This is a genomic window from Cryobacterium sp. Hb1 (assembly GCF_004403585.1).
Taxonomy (GTDB): domain Bacteria; phylum Actinomycetota; class Actinomycetes; order Actinomycetales; family Microbacteriaceae; genus Cryobacterium; species Cryobacterium lyxosi.
Map to the genome: position 1 here is coordinate 58,876 of NZ_SOHI01000006.1, position 15,807 is coordinate 74,682.

14 protein-coding genes, 1 tRNA gene and 1 other RNA gene are annotated in these 15,807 nt (G+C 65.1%); 13 read left to right on the forward strand and 3 right to left on the reverse strand.

Annotated elements, in window-relative coordinates; all coding sequences use genetic code 11:
* The first annotated feature begins 5 nt into the window (after nucleotides 1-5).
* Both E3T38_RS00925 and E3T38_RS00930 read left to right on the forward strand, forming a co-directional pair.
* Nucleotides 6-788 carry an ABC transporter permease gene (locus tag E3T38_RS00925; RefSeq protein ID WP_241984233.1) on the forward strand — a complete coding sequence of 261 codons (783 nt, stop codon included), beginning with the start codon at nucleotides 6-8 and terminating at the stop codon, nucleotides 786-788.
* The gene (locus E3T38_RS00930) at nucleotides 785-1,954 is read left to right on the forward strand and encodes a sulfate/molybdate ABC transporter ATP-binding protein (protein ID WP_134545571.1); all 1,170 of its coding nucleotides are present in this window, start codon (nucleotides 785-787) and stop codon (nucleotides 1,952-1,954) included. The genes E3T38_RS00925 and E3T38_RS00930 overlap by 4 nt, the downstream gene beginning before the upstream one ends.
* A 143-nt stretch (nucleotides 1,955-2,097) precedes the next feature.
* On the opposite strand, the gene E3T38_RS00935 is transcribed toward E3T38_RS00930, so the two are convergent.
* Nucleotides 2,098-3,135 carry a LacI family DNA-binding transcriptional regulator gene (locus E3T38_RS00935; RefSeq protein ID WP_134545572.1) on the reverse strand — a complete coding sequence of 346 codons (1,038 nt, stop codon included), beginning with the start codon at nucleotides 3,133-3,135 and terminating at the stop codon, nucleotides 2,098-2,100.
* Nucleotides 3,136-3,349: 214 nt separating this feature from the next.
* Here E3T38_RS00935 and E3T38_RS00940 point away from each other — a divergent pair, with 214 nt between their 5' ends.
* The 7 genes from E3T38_RS00940 to E3T38_RS00970 all read left to right on the forward strand — a co-directional run bounded on the left by E3T38_RS00940 (nucleotide 3,350) and on the right by E3T38_RS00970 (nucleotide 9,298).
* Nucleotides 3,350-4,387 carry an asparaginase gene (locus E3T38_RS00940; RefSeq protein WP_166805367.1) on the forward strand — a complete coding sequence of 346 codons (1,038 nt, stop codon included), beginning with the start codon at nucleotides 3,350-3,352 and terminating at the stop codon, nucleotides 4,385-4,387.
* A 19-nt stretch (nucleotides 4,388-4,406) separates the two neighbouring features.
* A complete protein-coding gene (locus tag E3T38_RS00945) occupies nucleotides 4,407-5,297 on the forward strand; it encodes a polysaccharide deacetylase (protein ID WP_134545573.1) in 891 nt (296 codons plus the stop codon).
* On the forward strand, nucleotides 5,294-6,700 hold the full coding sequence (locus tag E3T38_RS00950) for an MFS transporter (protein WP_134545574.1): 1,407 nt from the start codon (nucleotides 5,294-5,296) through the stop codon (nucleotides 6,698-6,700). Before E3T38_RS00945 ends, E3T38_RS00950 begins: the two co-directional genes overlap by 4 nt.
* Complete coding sequence (locus tag E3T38_RS00955; RefSeq protein ID WP_134545575.1) at nucleotides 6,693-7,457, forward strand: SDR family NAD(P)-dependent oxidoreductase; 765 nt, start codon at nucleotides 6,693-6,695, stop codon at nucleotides 7,455-7,457. Before E3T38_RS00950 ends, E3T38_RS00955 begins: the two co-directional genes overlap by 8 nt.
* Before the next feature lie 13 nt (nucleotides 7,458-7,470).
* Nucleotides 7,471-8,205 (forward strand): SDR family NAD(P)-dependent oxidoreductase, encoded by a 735-nt coding sequence (locus tag E3T38_RS00960; protein WP_134545576.1) that lies wholly within the window; start codon nucleotides 7,471-7,473, stop codon nucleotides 8,203-8,205.
* Between the two features lie 31 nt (nucleotides 8,206-8,236).
* On the forward strand, nucleotides 8,237-8,596 hold the full coding sequence (locus E3T38_RS00965) for a hypothetical protein (RefSeq protein ID WP_134545577.1): 360 nt from the start codon (nucleotides 8,237-8,239) through the stop codon (nucleotides 8,594-8,596).
* A gap of 189 nt (nucleotides 8,597-8,785) precedes the next feature.
* Nucleotides 8,786-9,298: a DinB family protein gene (locus E3T38_RS00970; RefSeq protein ID WP_134545578.1), complete on the forward strand. Its 513-nt coding sequence runs from the start codon at nucleotides 8,786-8,788 to the stop codon at nucleotides 9,296-9,298.
* Nucleotides 9,299-9,761: 463 nt separating this feature from the next.
* Here E3T38_RS00970 and E3T38_RS00975 read toward each other — a convergent pair.
* A tRNA-Ser gene (locus E3T38_RS00975) sits at nucleotides 9,762-9,849 on the reverse strand.
* A gap of 121 nt (nucleotides 9,850-9,970) precedes the next feature.
* On the opposite strand from E3T38_RS00975, the gene ffs reads away from it, so the two are divergent.
* The 3 genes from ffs to E3T38_RS00990 all read left to right on the forward strand — a co-directional run bounded on the left by ffs (nucleotide 9,971) and on the right by E3T38_RS00990 (nucleotide 12,180).
* Nucleotides 9,971-10,067, forward strand: an RNA gene (gene ffs / locus E3T38_RS00980) — signal recognition particle sRNA small type.
* A 143-nt stretch (nucleotides 10,068-10,210) separates the two neighbouring features.
* Nucleotides 10,211-11,182 (forward strand): aldo/keto reductase, encoded by a 972-nt coding sequence (locus tag E3T38_RS00985; protein WP_134545618.1) that lies wholly within the window; start codon nucleotides 10,211-10,213, stop codon nucleotides 11,180-11,182.
* Complete coding sequence (locus E3T38_RS00990) at nucleotides 11,182-12,180, forward strand: NAD-dependent epimerase/dehydratase family protein (protein WP_134545579.1); 999 nt, start codon at nucleotides 11,182-11,184, stop codon at nucleotides 12,178-12,180. Before E3T38_RS00985 ends, E3T38_RS00990 begins: the two co-directional genes overlap by 1 nt.
* A 23-nt stretch (nucleotides 12,181-12,203) precedes the next feature.
* Here E3T38_RS00990 and E3T38_RS00995 read toward each other — a convergent pair whose 3' ends face one another.
* Entirely contained in the window at nucleotides 12,204-13,127 is a 924-nt protein-coding gene (locus E3T38_RS00995; RefSeq protein WP_134545580.1) for a LysR family transcriptional regulator, read from the reverse strand.
* A 171-nt stretch (nucleotides 13,128-13,298) separates the two neighbouring features.
* Here E3T38_RS00995 and E3T38_RS01000 point away from each other — a divergent pair, with 171 nt between their 5' ends.
* A complete protein-coding gene (locus E3T38_RS01000; protein ID WP_134545581.1) occupies nucleotides 13,299-15,767 on the forward strand; it encodes a phosphoketolase in 2,469 nt (822 codons plus the stop codon).
* Nucleotides 15,768-15,807 lie beyond the last annotated feature (40 nt).

A 15,807-nucleotide genomic window follows, 5' to 3' on the forward strand; every position in this document is an offset into this window, starting at 1 on the left:
CGCGCGTGATCCCGCGCCTGCTCTATGTACCCGCCAGCATCGGCCTGGCCCTGCTCGTGCTGCCGCTCGCCGGCCTCCTGCTCAAGGTCGACTGGCCTGCCCTGCCGGCCCTGCTGCTCTCACCCGAGGCCCTGCAGCCGCTGGGTTTGTCGCTGGTGACGGCATCCGTTTCGACGCTGCTCTGTCTGCTGCTCGGCGTGCCGCTCGCCGTCGTCATCGCCCGGTCGAAGCCGCGTGCAGCCGGCTTATTACGCGCGCTCGTGACCGTGCCACTCGTCTTGCCGCCGCTCGTGGGCGGTATCGCACTGCTCGCCCTGCTCGGACGCGGCGGTGTACTCGGCAACACCCTCGAACTTGCCGGACTGCGCATCCCCTTCACGACCGCGGCGGTCGTCATTGCGCAAACCTTCGTGGCCCTGCCGTTTCTCGTGATCGCGGTCGAGGGCGCGCTGCGCACCGCCGGCATCCGCTATGAGCGTGTCGCCGCGACCCTCGGCGCCGGCCGCGGCACGGTCTTCGCGCGCATTACGCTGCCGCTCGTCGGCCCCGGACTTCTCGCCGGCACCGTTTTGAGCTTCGCCCGCGCGCTCGGCGAATTCGGCGCGACCGCCCTCTTCGCCGGCAACCAGGTCGGAGTCACCCGCACCATGCCCCTCGCCATCTACACCGCCTTCAACGGCTCGGGCGTGACGACCGACCAGGCAGTGGCCCTGTCGTTGCTGCTCATAGCGGTCGCCGTGATCATTCTCGTGCTGGTTGGAACCCGCCGGGCGAGCGTACTCTCGTGACCGCCACCCTCGGCCAGGACGTCACCGCACTTCTCGCCGCGAACCTACAACTCACCCGAGGCGGGTTCACCCTCGACGTGCAACTCACACTCGCGCCCGGCGAGGTGCTGGCCCTCCTGGGCCCGAACGGCTCGGGCAAATCGACCGTGCTCGATCTGCTTGCCGGACTGGCCACCCCCGATACCGGAACCGTCACCCTCGATGGAGCGACCCTCACCGCGCCCGGCCGGCTCGTGGCACCCGAGAATCGCGCTATCGGCCTGCTCGGACAAGAGCCCCTGCTCTTTCCGCACCTGAGCGCCCGCGCCAACGTGGCCTTCGCGCTCCGGGTCGGCGAAGCGCAACTGAACGCCGCCTCGGCCCGGGTGCAGGCCGACCGCTGGCTCGACCGCGTCGGCCTGGCCGGCCTCGGCAACAGCTTGCCGGGCGCCCTCTCCGGCGGACAGCAGCAGCGCGTCGCCCTCGCCCGCGCCCTCGCGGCCGGCCCGCGCGTGCTCCTGCTCGACGAGCCGATGGCCGCCCTCGACGCGGAAACAGCACCCTTCATCCGTCAACTCATCCGCGAGCAGCTTGCCGAAACCGGCACCAGCGCCATCATCGTCACCCACGACATCGTCGACGCCGTCGTGCTCGCCCACCGCGTCGCCGTACTGCACCACGGCGCGCTCATCGACGAAGGCACGACCGCAGCGGTGCTCGCGGCCCCGCAGAACCCCTTCGTCGCGGCCCTCGCCGGCGTCAACCTCGTGGTGGGTACCGCGCAGAACGGCGCGGTCGTCGCCCCAGACGGCCGCACGTTCTGGGTACGCCCAGCGGATGCCGCGGCCCTGTCACCCGCAACCCCCGCCAGAGAGGCCCCCGGCTCCGGGGCCCCCGGCTCCGGGGCCCCCGCCTCCGCAGCCCCCGCGCCCGTCGCGGCCGTCTTTCGCCCGGCATCCGTCGTCGTGCACACGGAACAGCCCCGGCACGCCAGCCCCCGCAACGTCTGGTCGGCCCGGGTGAGGAGCATTGAGCCGGGCAGCGGCGGAGTGCGCCTGCGCACGAGCGGCGACCCGGAGGTCATCGCGGAGCTGACCCCGGCCGCGGTTGCCGACCTCGGCCTGCAGGTGGGCTCGACGGTCTGGCTTTCGGTCAAGGCCACCGATGTGAGTGCCTACCGTCGCTGACGTGTACATTCCGGGCACCAGGGACGTCGCTCCACGCTGAGAAAAAGGGTATTTCACGATGATGTGCCGGCGAGCGTCAACTTTGACGTGGCACCATCCAAGTACCCGGGGGAGCCGCACCGTTTTCGGGCAGTAACCGTCTTTTACCCCGCCGCCCACGTGAAATCACTGCTGTCTCGCACGCATAGAACAGGAAGAAGTTTGATCGACTCCACGGCGTCTCCGTTCAGCACGCCGAGGAGCAACTTCACGGCGACCCGGCCGATGTCGTGCATCGGCGAGTGCACCGATGACAGCGCGATAGGCAGTTGCGCGGCCAGCGACGTGTCATTGAATCCGACAATTGCCAGATCGCGGCCCACGTGCAATCCATGAGAATTTGCCGCGCCCATGGCGCCGATGGCTGCGAAGTCGTTGACCGCGAAGATCGCGCTGGGGCGACGATCTGTGTCTCGCAGAATGCTATCCGCTGCGGTGTGCCCGCCCAATGTGTCGAAGCGCGACCATACGATGGCGCTCTCCGGGATTGTTCCACCGAGCGCGCGAAACCGGGAGACGAAGCCGTGCGTGCGATCGACCCCAGTACTGGCGTAGGGTTCACCAGCGATGATGGAAACATCGCGGTGGCCCTGGTCCCAGAGGTGCTGCGCCACCAGAGCTCCGCCGAGGATGTCATCGCAGGTGGCTGATGCAAAGCCGGCAATGGCACGGTTCATGAGCACGAACGGCACCTTGCGTTCGGTGAGATCGTCGAGAATATTGCCGTCAAGGTGCGCGTCACCGATGATGAGGCCATCTACCCGCCGAGACAGCATGATTTCCATCTTGCGCCGCTGTATCGATGTATCGTCACGAGAGTTCATGACGAATGTGGAATAGTTCGCGTCGTCGGCTGCCTCGTCGATCCCTTCGTACATAACCGCAAGCACGAGGTCGGAAAGACGCGGAACGATAACTCCGAGAAGATGCGTGCGCCGCGTGCGCAGGCTCGTGGCCTGGGGGTCGGGGGAGTAGCCCACCTTCTTGGCGAGGTCACGCACACGTTGGGCCGTCACCGGCGCGGCGGCGCCGCGTGCCGTGTCAGCTTTTCCATGCAGGATCCGTGACACGGTCGACGGGTGCAGGCCGAGTTCGGCGGCCAGATCTTTCAGGGTGACGGACCCCGGTCCGATGCCTGTCATGTCGCTGTCTCCAGTTTCCGTGATCCGAGAGAGCCGGATACGAAGCTTGACTTGCCTGTCGATCTCATTCTATAGTTTGACAACCTCACTACCCAAACGATTGGGTAGCGAGTGTTACGTACCCGCAATGACGCGTGCAGTCGGCCGAAACATTGGGTATTTACTCTTGCATCAAGAAACCCAATCGTTTGGGTACCGACCCCCGGAGAAAATAATGACAGATCGTGCCGGCACCCACGTGGTGTTGCTGGCGACCGGGGGAACAATCTCGTCCCGCGCCCGCTCTGCGGAAGGCGGTGCCGCGGTTGCCGCCGACGCCGGTGCACAGGTTCTCGGCGGTCTGGCCACGGCCCCGGCCTACCCCGTGCGGGTCGTCGACGTCGCCTGTGAGGGGTCCTACCTGCTCACTCTCGTCGACATGATCGCGATCTGCGCGCAGATCAAGATTGCCCTCGCCGACCCATCGGTGCGGGGGGTCGTCGTCACGCACGGCACTGACACGATGGAAGAGACCGCCTACCTGGCCGACCTCACCCACGACCACGTGAGCCCGGTGGTCTTTACCGGGGCGCAGAAATCCGCCGACGCCGCCGACCCCGACGGTCCCGGCAACCTCGCCGATGCGATCGCGGTCGCTGGATCACCTGCGGCAGCAGGCCTCGGCGTGTTGATCGTTTTCGCCGGCGAGATATTCCCCGCCCACGGCGTGCGCAAAGCACAGACCTTCGCGCTTCATGCCTTCACCAACCCCGACTTTGGCTCGGCCGGTTTTTTGACCGCCACCGGTGACGTCGTCATCACGCGCCAGAACCAGCGGATGCCCCCGCTCCCGCTCCCGCCCATCCCTCCCCGCCAGGCCAGGCGCGTCGACGTGGTGTCTGCCTATCCGGGGGCTGACGGAATCTTGCTGCAGGCATCTGTGGCTGCTGGGGCCAGCGGAATCGTGTTGCAAGCGACGGGGAGCGGCAACGGCAACCCCGCCCTGTGCGCCGCCGTCACCGCCGCCGCCGCGGCCGGCACCGTCGTGGTGACGAGCACCCGGGTGAGTGCCGGCCCGGTCATCCCGGTCTACGGCGCCGGCGGAGGACGAGACCTCGTCGCGGCCGGTGCCATCCCCACTGGCCTGCTGCGGCCCTCACAATCGCTGATTCTGCTCAGCCTTCTGCTGCAGCTCGATCGCAATCATGACGAGATCGCCGACGCGTTTGCCCTGTACGGGGCAGCCATCGTCGAGTCCACCCAAATTTGTTAGTGCAACGAAAGGCTCAGATATGAAAAAAGATATCCAGATTGCATTTGGAGTAGACGTCGACGCTGTCGCCGGCATGCTCGGTTCCTACGGCGGCGAAGATTCCCCGTGCGACATCTCGCGCGGCATGTTCAGCGGCGAGGTCGGTGGGCCGCGTCTTATTCGCCTGTTCGACAAGTACGACCTGCCCACCACCTGGTTCGTTCCAGGGCACTCCATCGAGACCTTTCCCGAGCTCACCCGCATGATCGTTGCCGCGGGCCACGAGATGGGCGTGCACGGCTACTCCCACGAGAACCCGATCGCGATGACCCGCGAACAGGAGACCACGATCCTGGACCGATCCATCGAACTGATCGAAAACGTCTCGGGCCGCCGGCCCACCGGGTATGTCGCCCCGTGGTGGGAATTCTCCACGGTGACGAACGAAATTCTGCTCGAACGCGGCATCAAGTACGACCACTCGCTCATGCACAATGACTTCGAGCCGTACTACGTGCGTGTCGGTGACAGCTGGAAAAAGATCGACTACGCAAAGAACGCCCAGACCTGGATGGAGCCGCTCGTGCGCGGCATCGAGACCGACCTCGTGGAGATTCCCGCCAACTGGTACCTCGATGACCTGCCGCCGATGATGTTCATCAAGGCCGCCCCCAACTCACACGGTTTCGTGAACCCACGCGATATCGAACAGATGTGGAAAGACCAGTTCGACTGGGTCTACCGCGAAATGGATCAGGCCGTCTTCACGATGACGATCCACCCCGACGTCTCCGGGCGACCGCAAGTGCTCCTCATGCTCGAGCGCCTCATCGAGCATTTCAACTCCCACGAAGGCGTCAGCTGGAACACCTTCGACCAGATTGCAGATTCGTTCCTCGCCCGTTCCCCCCGAAAGGCTCCCTCCGCATGAAACTGAAATCTCCCACCCTCGATCTCACGGCGGCGACCGTCAACGAGAAACGTCGCTTTCCCGCCTTCACCGTGAAGCAGACCCGCACCGCCACGATTCTGGCGCTCCTCGCCTGGACCGTCGCGGTCTTTGACTACGGCCTGTTCGGCACGCTCCTTCCCGCCATGCAGGAATCCTTCGGCTGGACCGCGCCGGAAGCCTACGCGATCAATACCTGGATCGCAGTGGGCACCGCGATCGTCTGCTTCGGCGTCGGCCCGGTCATCGACCGCCTCGGACGACGCAAGGGCATGATCGTCACCGTCGGTGGCACGGCCATCGTCTCCGGCCTCACCGCTATCATCCCCACCGGAATGGCCTTCCTCAGCAGTGGGTTGCTCGTGATCGTGCGATCCTTCGGCGGTCTGGGGTTCTCCGAGCAGGCCGTCAACGCGACCTATATGAACGAGGTCTACCAGGTCACCGAAGACGAGAAGAAGCGCAAGCGACCGGGTCTGAGCTACTCCTTCATCCAGGGCGGCTGGCCGCTCGGCTTTCTGCTCGCCAGTGCGCTCGCTTTGGCCTTTCTTCCGACCCTCGGCTGGCGTGCCCTGTACTTGATGGCCACCATCCCCGCAGCGCTCATCGTCTGGGCCATCGCACGCAAGCTCAAAGAAACTCCTCAGTTTGAACTGCACAGTGAACTCAGCCGCCTCGACAAGGCCGGGCGCACCGAAGAAGCCCACCTGCTCGCCGGGTCGTATGGCGTCGAGCACTCCTCGACCGCACCCCTCAAGCTCATCTGGGAGCCGAAGCTGCGCCGTAACACGATCGTGTTCTCGCTCGCCTGGATCTTCAACTTCTTTGGCATCATGATCTTCAGCATTCTGGGCAGCTCCGTGCTCAAGAACGCCAAGGGCGTCGAACTCTCCGATGCCTTCTGGATGCTCATTGTCATCAACGCCCTGGCCTACTTTGGCTACGTTTTCCACGGGTGGCTCGGCGACAAGATCGGCCGCAAGCGCACCATCATCAGCGGCTGGATCCTCGCATCGGTCGCCTTCACCATCATGTTGAGCCCCCTCGCGAACAGCCCCGTGACCATCGTTGCGAGCTTTGGCGCCGGCCTGTTCTTTCTGGTGGGCCCGTACGCAGCTATTCAGTACTTCATGGCCGAGTGCTACCCGGTGAGCTGCCGCGCCACCGGCACCGCGTTCATCGGCGCGATGAGCCAGCCCGGCATCGTTATCGGCGGCGCGCTGTTCACCGCCGTCGCCGCCGGAGCCAACACGGGAACCGCTGCGCTCTGGGTCGGTGCCCTCGGCATTCTCATCTCGGGTGTGCTCATGTTCGCCGCCAAGCCCATGGCAGAAGCTCCCCTCGCTGTCGCACCGGAAACCGAGCTGAAAGCCCAGCGTGTCTGAAGCCCGTGTCGCGATAATTACCGGAGCCGCCAGCGGCATCGGCCGGGCCCTCGCCGTGCACTATGCCGGCCAGGGGGTGCGCAGCGTCATCGGCACTTTTCCGGGTGACCCGCACGACCCGCAGGAAACACTGCGGCTGGTGCGCGCCGCCGGTGGCGAAGCCGTCGTGCACGAGGTCGACGTGCGCAGCACGGCATCCGTTGACGCTTTCGCCCAACGAGCGGTCGACGAGTACGGCCGCCTCGACTGCGCCGTGGCCAACGCGGGTATTTTGCGTCATTCATCGCTCGCCGACATGACGGATGCCCGGTGGACCGACATGCTCGATGTCGATCTCACCGGTGTGCTGCGCACGCTGCGTGCCGGAGCCGAACGCATGACCGAGGGCGGCGCCATGGTGGCGGTCTCCTCGATCGCCGGCGCGGTCTACGGGTGGGAGGGTCATGCTCACTACGCTGCGGCGAAAGCCGGCGTGCTCGGTCTGATTCGCAGTGTGGCTGTTGAACTGGGGCCGCAGGGCATTCGGGCCAATGCGGTCATTCCCGGACTCATCGAAACTCCGCAATCACTCGACCCGGTAAATTCGCTGGGACCAGACGGACTCGATCGAGCCGGCAAGGACATCCCCTGGGGTCGGGTGGGTACGCCGGCAGAAGTGGCCAGTGTTATCGCGTTTCTCACTTCGTCGCAGGCCGGGTACGTCACCGGGCAGTCCCTCATCGTTGACGGCGGACTCACCGTGAAAATGCGCGCCTAGATATGGAACAGAAATGACCTTGCACCATCGCGCGTCCACCGGCCGCGGAGTCGTCGTCACCGGCGGTAGTAGCGGAATCGGGCGGGCGATCGCCGAAGCATTTGTCGCCAACGGTGACCGCGTGGTCGTACTCGATCGCGTGGTCACCGACATTGACGCGATCAACGCAGACGCGATCAACGTCGACGTGTCGCAGGAAGACAGCGTGCGCGCGGCCTTCGCGACCGCTCGCCAACGGCTTGGCACCATTGACGTTCTGGTGAACAGTGCCGGCCTGCTCACCGAGTCGCCCCTGCAAGACATGACACTCGCCAGGTGGAACGAGACTCTCTCGGTCGACCTCACCGGGGTGTTCCTGTGCTGCCGGGAGGTGGTGGGGGAGATGCGCCAACAGAAATGGGGCCGCATCATCAATATCGCCTCCCAGCTCGCCATCAAGGGTGGCACCGGCCTGAGCCACTATTCGGCGGCCAAGGCCGGGGTCGTGGCTCTGACTAAATCGCTGGCGCTTGAAGTTGCCAGCGACAACGTGCTCGTCAACAGCATCGCGCCCGGCCCGATCGAGACCCCGCTCGTGCAGGGCATCTCCGAAGATTGGAAGCGTGCCAAGCGCGCCGAACTGCCGCTCGGGCGGTTCGGCGTTGCGGCCGAAGTCGCCCCGACGGCGCTGCTGCTTGCTAGTGAGCCGGGAGGAAACCTCTATGTGGGGCAGACCCTCGGGCCCAACTCCGGCGACGTGATGCAGTAACTCGGGCCGTCAGGTCAGTCAGGAACCGAAAATGTGCGGAGCATGCGGCACGACGGTCTACCCCGATCCGGTGATGGGCAACGAACACACCCTCAGAAATCGCATCCTGGTGGCGCAAACGGTGTCCGCCGTGTGTGCCGGCGTGCCCGGCGCACCCCGCATCGCGGCGCTCGCCGCGGGATGGTCGGTGACCAGCGCCACCGGCTCGATCTCGTTATGCAACACCGTTGCTGACATCTGGCGCGCACTCCCCGTCCGAAGTGCGTCGGTGCTGCACCACGCGCTCGAGGTGAGGGCGCTCGCCGAAGGGCTCGAGGGCCTCTCGGCGCGCGTCGTTGCCCTCGGGCTCGACCTCACGCGGCAGCGCTTGGTCGTTGGGCCACACCGCTGATCGGGGCACGAAGTTTTAGGCTTACGCCACGTAAACAACACAAGACTGCGCTCGGCCGGAATCGATGGCCTGCGCGATTTCGGGATTGTGACCATCATGGCTGGACACGTCTGGGCGGAGCGTAGCAATAACATCGCCAGCATCGCGGCGCAGCGCGGGGGTACGGTGGCAGAACGACTAAGGAGAGCCATGACCCCGTCCGAACTGCTCATCGAAGAGTTTTCCCGTATCCAGGGATACGTAGGTGCGACCCTGAAAAACGCGACCGTCGCCACCCTCACGTATCGAGCGGATGCCGAGGCCAACACCATCGCCTGGCTCATTTGGCACCTGTCCCGCCTGCAGGACGACCATATCGCCGACCTGGCGGGCACCGAGCAGGTGTACACCGGGCAGGGGTGGGCCGAACGATTTGACCTGCCGTTCGAGCCGAAGAGGATCGGCTATGGCTTCACCTCCGCCGAGGTCGCCGCCGTTCGCGCCGATGCCGACCTGCTTGGCGGTTACTACGACGCCGTGCACACCGCGACCCTCGCCTATCTGACCACCCTGAGCGCGGCGGACCTGGACCGGGTCGTCGACGACTCCTGGACCCCCGCCGTCACGGTCGGTGTGCGCCTCGCGAGTGTGCTCTCCGACGATCTGCAGCACGCTGGCCAGGCCGCCTTCGTGCGCGGTCTCGCCGATCGCGCTGCCGTCTGACCTGTGCGTCACCCAGCACGCTGTACAACGGGTCTGGCGGAGAATGGGGGATTCGAACCCCGCAAGTGGGGCTGTGCGTCACCCAACACGCTGAGTTTGTTGTTTTGGCGAAGAATGGGGGATTCGAACCCCACAAATGGGGCTGTGCGTCACCCAACACGCTGCGGTTTGCTTATCTGGTGGAGAATGGGGGATTCGAACCCCACAAATGGGGCTGTGCGTCACCCAACACGCTGCGGTTTGCTTATCTGGCGGAGAATGGGGGATTCGAACCTCGCCAGTGGGGCTGTGCGTCACTTAACACGCTGCGGTTTGCTTATCTGGCGGAGAATGGGGGATTCGAACCCCGCAAGTGGGGCTGTGCGTCACCCAACACGCTGCGGTTTGCTTATCTGGCGGAGAACGGGGGATTCGAACCCCGCAAGTGGGGCTGTGCGTCACCCAACACGCTGTACTGCTTATCTGGCGGAGAATGGGGGATTCGAACCCCCGAGGGCTTTCACCCAACACGCTTTCCAAGCGTGCGCCATAGGCCACTAGGCGAATTCTCCTGGCCGCCGTTTCAGTAAAGCAACGGCACCAGAGAATCTTACCTGTTTCCAGCGGATGCTGCCGCCACCGGCCCAGACCGCGCTCGGTTGGCCACGCCTCACGTCGTACCCTAAACTAAAGTTCGGCTCCTCGTGTGGCGCCACCTTGGCCAATTCCCCCAGGACGGAAACGTAGCAAGGGTAACCGGGCTCTGGCGGGTGCGCGAGGAGTCTTTTCTCTACTTGAAAAGCGCGGGGCAACCGGGGCGGCATCCGTTTGCCGAGACGGCTGGGCAGGCGTTCTCGATTGAGAAGCGCAGGTGCACAGTAGTATCCGTGGGTGCTGTTGGACAGTCGACCGATGCGCGGCCAACCTAAGGGTATGGAATACACCCAGCTTGGCCGCTCCGGCCTCAAGGTTTCTCGCCTCTGCCTCGGCACCATGAACTTCGGCCCGGAAACGGACCCGTCCGAATCGTTCGCCATTTTGGACGCCGCCCAGGCGGCGGGAATAAACTATGTCGATACCGCGAACGTCTACGGCGGTCGCCTTGGGCACGGCGCGACCGAGAAGATCGTCGGCGACTGGTTCGCCCAGGGCGGCGAGCGTCGCGAGAAGACCGTGCTCGCCACCAAGCTCTACGGTGACATGACCGACTGGCCAAACAACGGCAAGCTCTCGGCCCTGAACATCCGCCGCGCCCTCGACGCGAGTCTCACCCGACTCAAGACCGACTACATCGACGTGTACCAGTTTCACCACATCGACCGCAGCACGCCGTGGGACGAGATCTGGCAGGCCATGGAGACGGCCGTTGCGCAGGGGAAGATCCTCTACGCCGGCAGCAGCAACTTTGCCGGCTGGCACATTGCCACGGCCCAGGCCGAAGCACGTCGACGTAATTTCACCGGACTGGTCAGCGAGCAGTCCATCTACAACCTGATCACCCGTGATATCGAGCTCGAAGTGCTGCCGGCCGCAGAGGCCAACGGTATCGGCGTCATCGCCTGGTCCCCCCTGCAGGGCGGACTGCTCGGCGGAGTTCTCCGCCAGCAACGAGACGGAAAGCGTCGCCTCTCCGACCATGCCGTGCAAGCCCTCGCGACTCACCGCGACGCCATCGAGAAGTACGAAGACTTCGCCGCCGAACTCGGCCACGAACCCGGCGACGTCGCGCTCGCCTGGCTGCTGCACCGGGACGGCGTCACCGCTCCGATCATCGGTCCGCGCACGCAGGACCAGCTGGCTGCGGGCATCCGCGCACTCGATGTGAAACTCGACGCGTCGGCGCTGGCCCGCCTCGACGAGATCTTCCCCGGCAAGAAAAGCGCTCCGGAAGACTACGCATGGTGATGCGCGGGCTCGACGTCTTGTTCATCGGCGGTACCGGCGTGATCAGCGCTGCCGCTGCAGCACGAGCGGTCGCGACCGGGCACCGTCTCACGGTGCTGAACCGGGCGACGACAACCCAGCGCCCGGTTCCCGCCGGTGTGGAAGTCCTCACGGCAGACGGGCGCAACCCGGCCTCGATCCGGGCTGCTGTGGGTCGGCGAACCTTCGATGTCGTCGTGGACTTCGTTGCGTTCACGGCTGAGCACGTGGCGGCAGATATCGAGCTGTTCTCGGGGCATACGGGCCAGTTCGTGTTCATCAGTTCGGCGTCGGCCTACCAGAAACCGCCGACTCGACTGCCCATCCTGGAATCCACGCCGCTTCGAAACCCCTACTCGCAGTATTCGAGGGACAAGATTGCCTGCGAGGACCTGTTGGTGGCGGCCTACCGCGAGCGAGGATTCCCGGTCACGATTGTGCGACCCTCGCACACCTACGACCAGACGGCGATTCCGCTCACCGGCGGGTGGAGTGACATCGTCAGCATGCGCGCCGGTCGCCCCGTGCTGGTGCACGGTGACGGCACCTCGCTCTGGACGATCACACACAGCACGGACTTCGCTCAGGCCTTTGTCGGGCTGTTCGGCCTGCCACAGGCCATCGGCGACAGTTTCACCATCACCTCCGACGAATTTCTGCCGTGGAATAAGATCTACGAGCTGTACGCCGAGGCAGCGGGCGCGCCACTGCCCGAGCTGGTGCACGTTGCGTCGGAGACCATCGCGGCTGCAGTACCGCATCTCGGCGCGGCACTGCTCGGCGACAAGGCGCATTCCGTCATCTTCGACAACAGCAAGATAAAGGCGCTCGTGCCCGATTTTGTCTGCACCACCCCGCTCGCGCAGGGCGCGCGCGACACCATCCGCTGGTTCGACGCACACCCCGACGCGCAAATCAGAGACAAGGACCTCGAGCGTAGCTTCGAGGCGCTCATTGACGCGGCCAGGACGAGGGCTTAGCAACCAGCAATAAGCGTTTCGGCTCAGGTGGCGGCGGCCGAGCTGGTGTCGACCGAGCTGCCCGCAACCTGAACCGCCACGTTTGCCAAGAGCTGATCCAGAAACGCCCTGGCGGCCGGGCTCGGCTCGTCGGCGACGGCGACCGCGACACTCCACGTCGGCAGGCCGCCGGGCAATTCGATCGTGCGCAGGGTTTCGGGACGCTTGGCGGCGAAGCTCGCCGGAACAATGGCGACACCGAGGTTGTAACCCACCAGATCCAGTAGAGAATGCACGTCGTTGACCTCCATCGCCGCCCGATAGTCGAATCCGGCTGCGGCACAGGCCCGTCGGGCGAGCACGTGCGCGGCCCAACCGGACTGAAAACCGATCAGCGACTCGGTGCGCAAAGACTCCAGAGTGATCAAGGATCGGCCGGCCAGCGGATGCTCGGGGTGAGCGAGTACAACGAGCCTTTGCGTACCGAGCTCGTGCAGGGTAACCCCTGGCGGGGTGGGACCGGTCTCGACGACGACCGCGATATCCGCTCGCCCGCTTGCGACGCTCTCGATGAGTTCGACCGAACCCGCGTAGCGCAGTCTGACCTCGACACCACGGTTGACCGTGCGGAACTGCGCCAGCTCGGCGGGCAGGTCGATTGCGCCGGCGCACGGTTCGGCCCCGACGGTGAGCCGGCCACGCATGAGACCACGAACGGCCGCGACCGCATTCTGCGCGGCGGCGGCGCTGGCCAGCGTGCGCAGGGCGTCCGCCAGAAGCGCCTGTCCGGCCGCGGTCAGTTCTACTCGCCGAGTACTGCGGGCGAAAAGCGACATCCCGAGTTCACCTTCGAGGGCACGAATCGAAGCCGAGAGGCCGGACTGTGAGATCTGTAAGAGGTCGGCGGCATGGGTGAAGTGACGTTCCTCGGCGACCGTGACGAAATGTTCAAGTTGACGCAGTTCCATTGAACGATTCTATGACTGGATCAGGTCGCGTTCAGAAGTGAATCTACTGGACTGAAGCCAGGGAGTGGACGCCTCCGCGGCCAACGGGACCTTTGGCACTTGAGGCACGACCAAGGCTCAATAGGATGGAAGAAGCGCGGCTGCGTGGCCGCGAGACGATGCGGAGGACCGATGATCCACGATTCCGGCACCATGACCTGGCCTACGCGTGCACCCGCACCGCTTAGCCCGGAGGCCCTCGCGAGTATCGACGCCTGGTGGCGTGCCGCGAATTACCTGACCGTCGGCCAGATCTATCTGCTCGGCAACGCCCTGCTCACCGAGCCCCTCACCCGCGACCACGTCAAACCGCGCCTGCTCGGCCATTGGGGCACAACGCCTGGCCTCAACTTTCTCTATGCGCACCTGAACCGCGCGATCCAGGAGCGCAGCCAGAGCACCATCTACATCACCGGTCCCGGCCACGGTGGTCCGGGCATGGTCGCCAACGCCTACCTTGACGGCACCTATACCGAGGTCTACGCCGACATCGAGCAGAATGCGCACGGCGTGCAGAAGCTGTTTCGCCAGTTCTCCTTTCCCGGTGGAATCCCCAGCCATGCCTCGCCCGAACTCCCCGGATCCATCCACGAGGGCGGCGAACTCGGCTACGCCCTCAGCCACGCCTACGGGGCCGCATTCGACAACCCCAACCTGCTCGTGGCCGCGGTGGTGGGCGACGGCGAGGCTGAAACCGGGCCGCTCGCCACCAGCTGGCACTCCAATAAGTTCATCGACCCGATTCACGACGGCGTCGTGCTGCCCATTTTGCACCTCAACGGGTACAAGATCGCCAACCCCACCGTGCTCGCGCGCATCCCCGAAGACGAGCTGCTCGACCTCATGCGCGGCTACGGTCACACTCCGTACATCGTCTCTGGCGGCTTCGACGGTGAAGATTCGCTGCTCGTGCACGCCCGCATGGCCGAGACCCTCGATCGGGTGCTCAACCAGATCGCCGAGATCAAGGCAGCGGCGGCGGAGGCCGATAACAACAACGAGGATTTTGCCCGTCCACGCTGGCCGATGATCATCCTGCGCACTCCCAAGGGCTGGACCTGTCCCGCCATTATCGACGGCGTGCAGGTGGAGAACACCTGGCGCGCCCACCAGGTTCCGCTCGCCAACGCCCGTGACACCCTGGAGCACACGGCCCTGCTCGAAGAGTGGATGCTCTCCTACCGTCCCGCAGAGCTGTTCGAGTCCAACGGTGCTCCCGTCGCACACATCCGAGCTCTCGCCCCGGTCGGTCCCCTGCGCATGAGCGCTAACCCGGTCGTCAACGGCGGACTCCTGCGCCGCGACCTGCACCTGCCCGACTTTCGCAATTTCGCCGTCGACGTGCCAGAGCCGGCTGCAACGACGGATGAGGCCACGCGGGTGCTGGGCGGCTACCTGGCCGAAGTCATCCGCTTGAATCCCGACAACTTTCGTATCTTCGGGCCAGATGAAACCGCCTCCAACCGGCTGGCCCCGCCGGTCTACGAGGTGACCAGCAAACAGTGGGACGCCGAGATTCGGCCCGGTGACACGAACCTGGCGCGCGCCGGCCGCGTCATGGAGGTGCTGAGCGAGCACCAGTGCCAGGGTTGGCTCGAGGGCTACCTGCTCACCGGGCGGCACGGACTGTTCAACTGCTACGAAGCGTTCATTCACATCGTCGATTCCATGTTCAACCAGCACGCCAAATGGCTCAAGGTGACCGCCGATATTTCGTGGCGGGCGCCGATCGCGAGCCTGAACTACCTGCTCAGCTCGCATGTCTGGCGGCAGGATCACAACGGGTTCAGCCACCAGGACCCCGGATTCATCGACCACGTCGTCAACAAGAGCGCCGACGTGGTGCGGGTCTACCTGCCCTTCGACGCGAACACGCTGCTGAGCACCTACGACCACTGCCTGCGCAGCGTCAACTATGTCAACGTGGTCGTGGCCGGCAAGCAGCCAGCGCCGAACCTGCTCACCATGGCCGAGGCCGTCGCCCACTGCAACCGGGGACTGGGCATCTTCGACTGGGCGGGCACCGAAATTGCCGGTCAGGAGCCCGATGTCGTGCTCGCCGCGGCCGGCGACGTTCCGACGCTGGAGGTGCTCGCCGCCGCCGAGATTCTGCGCGAGAACCTGCCGGATCTCAAGCTGCGGGTCGTGAACGTCGTCGACCTGATGCGCTTGCAGTCCGAGGACGACCATCCGCACGGCCTGAGCGACAGCGCCTTCGATGCCGTGTTCACGCCAGACAAGCCCATTATCTTCGCCTATCACGGCTACCCGTGGCTCATTCATCGGCTCACCTACAAGCGCCACGGCCACGAGAACCTGCACGCCCGCGGTTACAAGGAGAACGGCACCACGACGACCCCCTTCGACATGGTCATGCTCAACGACCTCGATCGGTATCACCTCGTCATGGACGTCATCGACCGCACACCCGGCCTCGCCGCCCGCGCCGGCCTGCTCCGGCAGCAGATGCAGGACGCCCGCCTGGCGGCGCGCCAGTACACCCGGGACTTCGGCGAGGACCTGCCAGCGGTCACCAACTGGTCCTGGTCGAAGACGGATGCCGCGCCGCGCATCGACCAAACCGGCAGCGACAACATCTAGCTAGAACAAACTCACACCCCACATACGCTTGAATGGACAC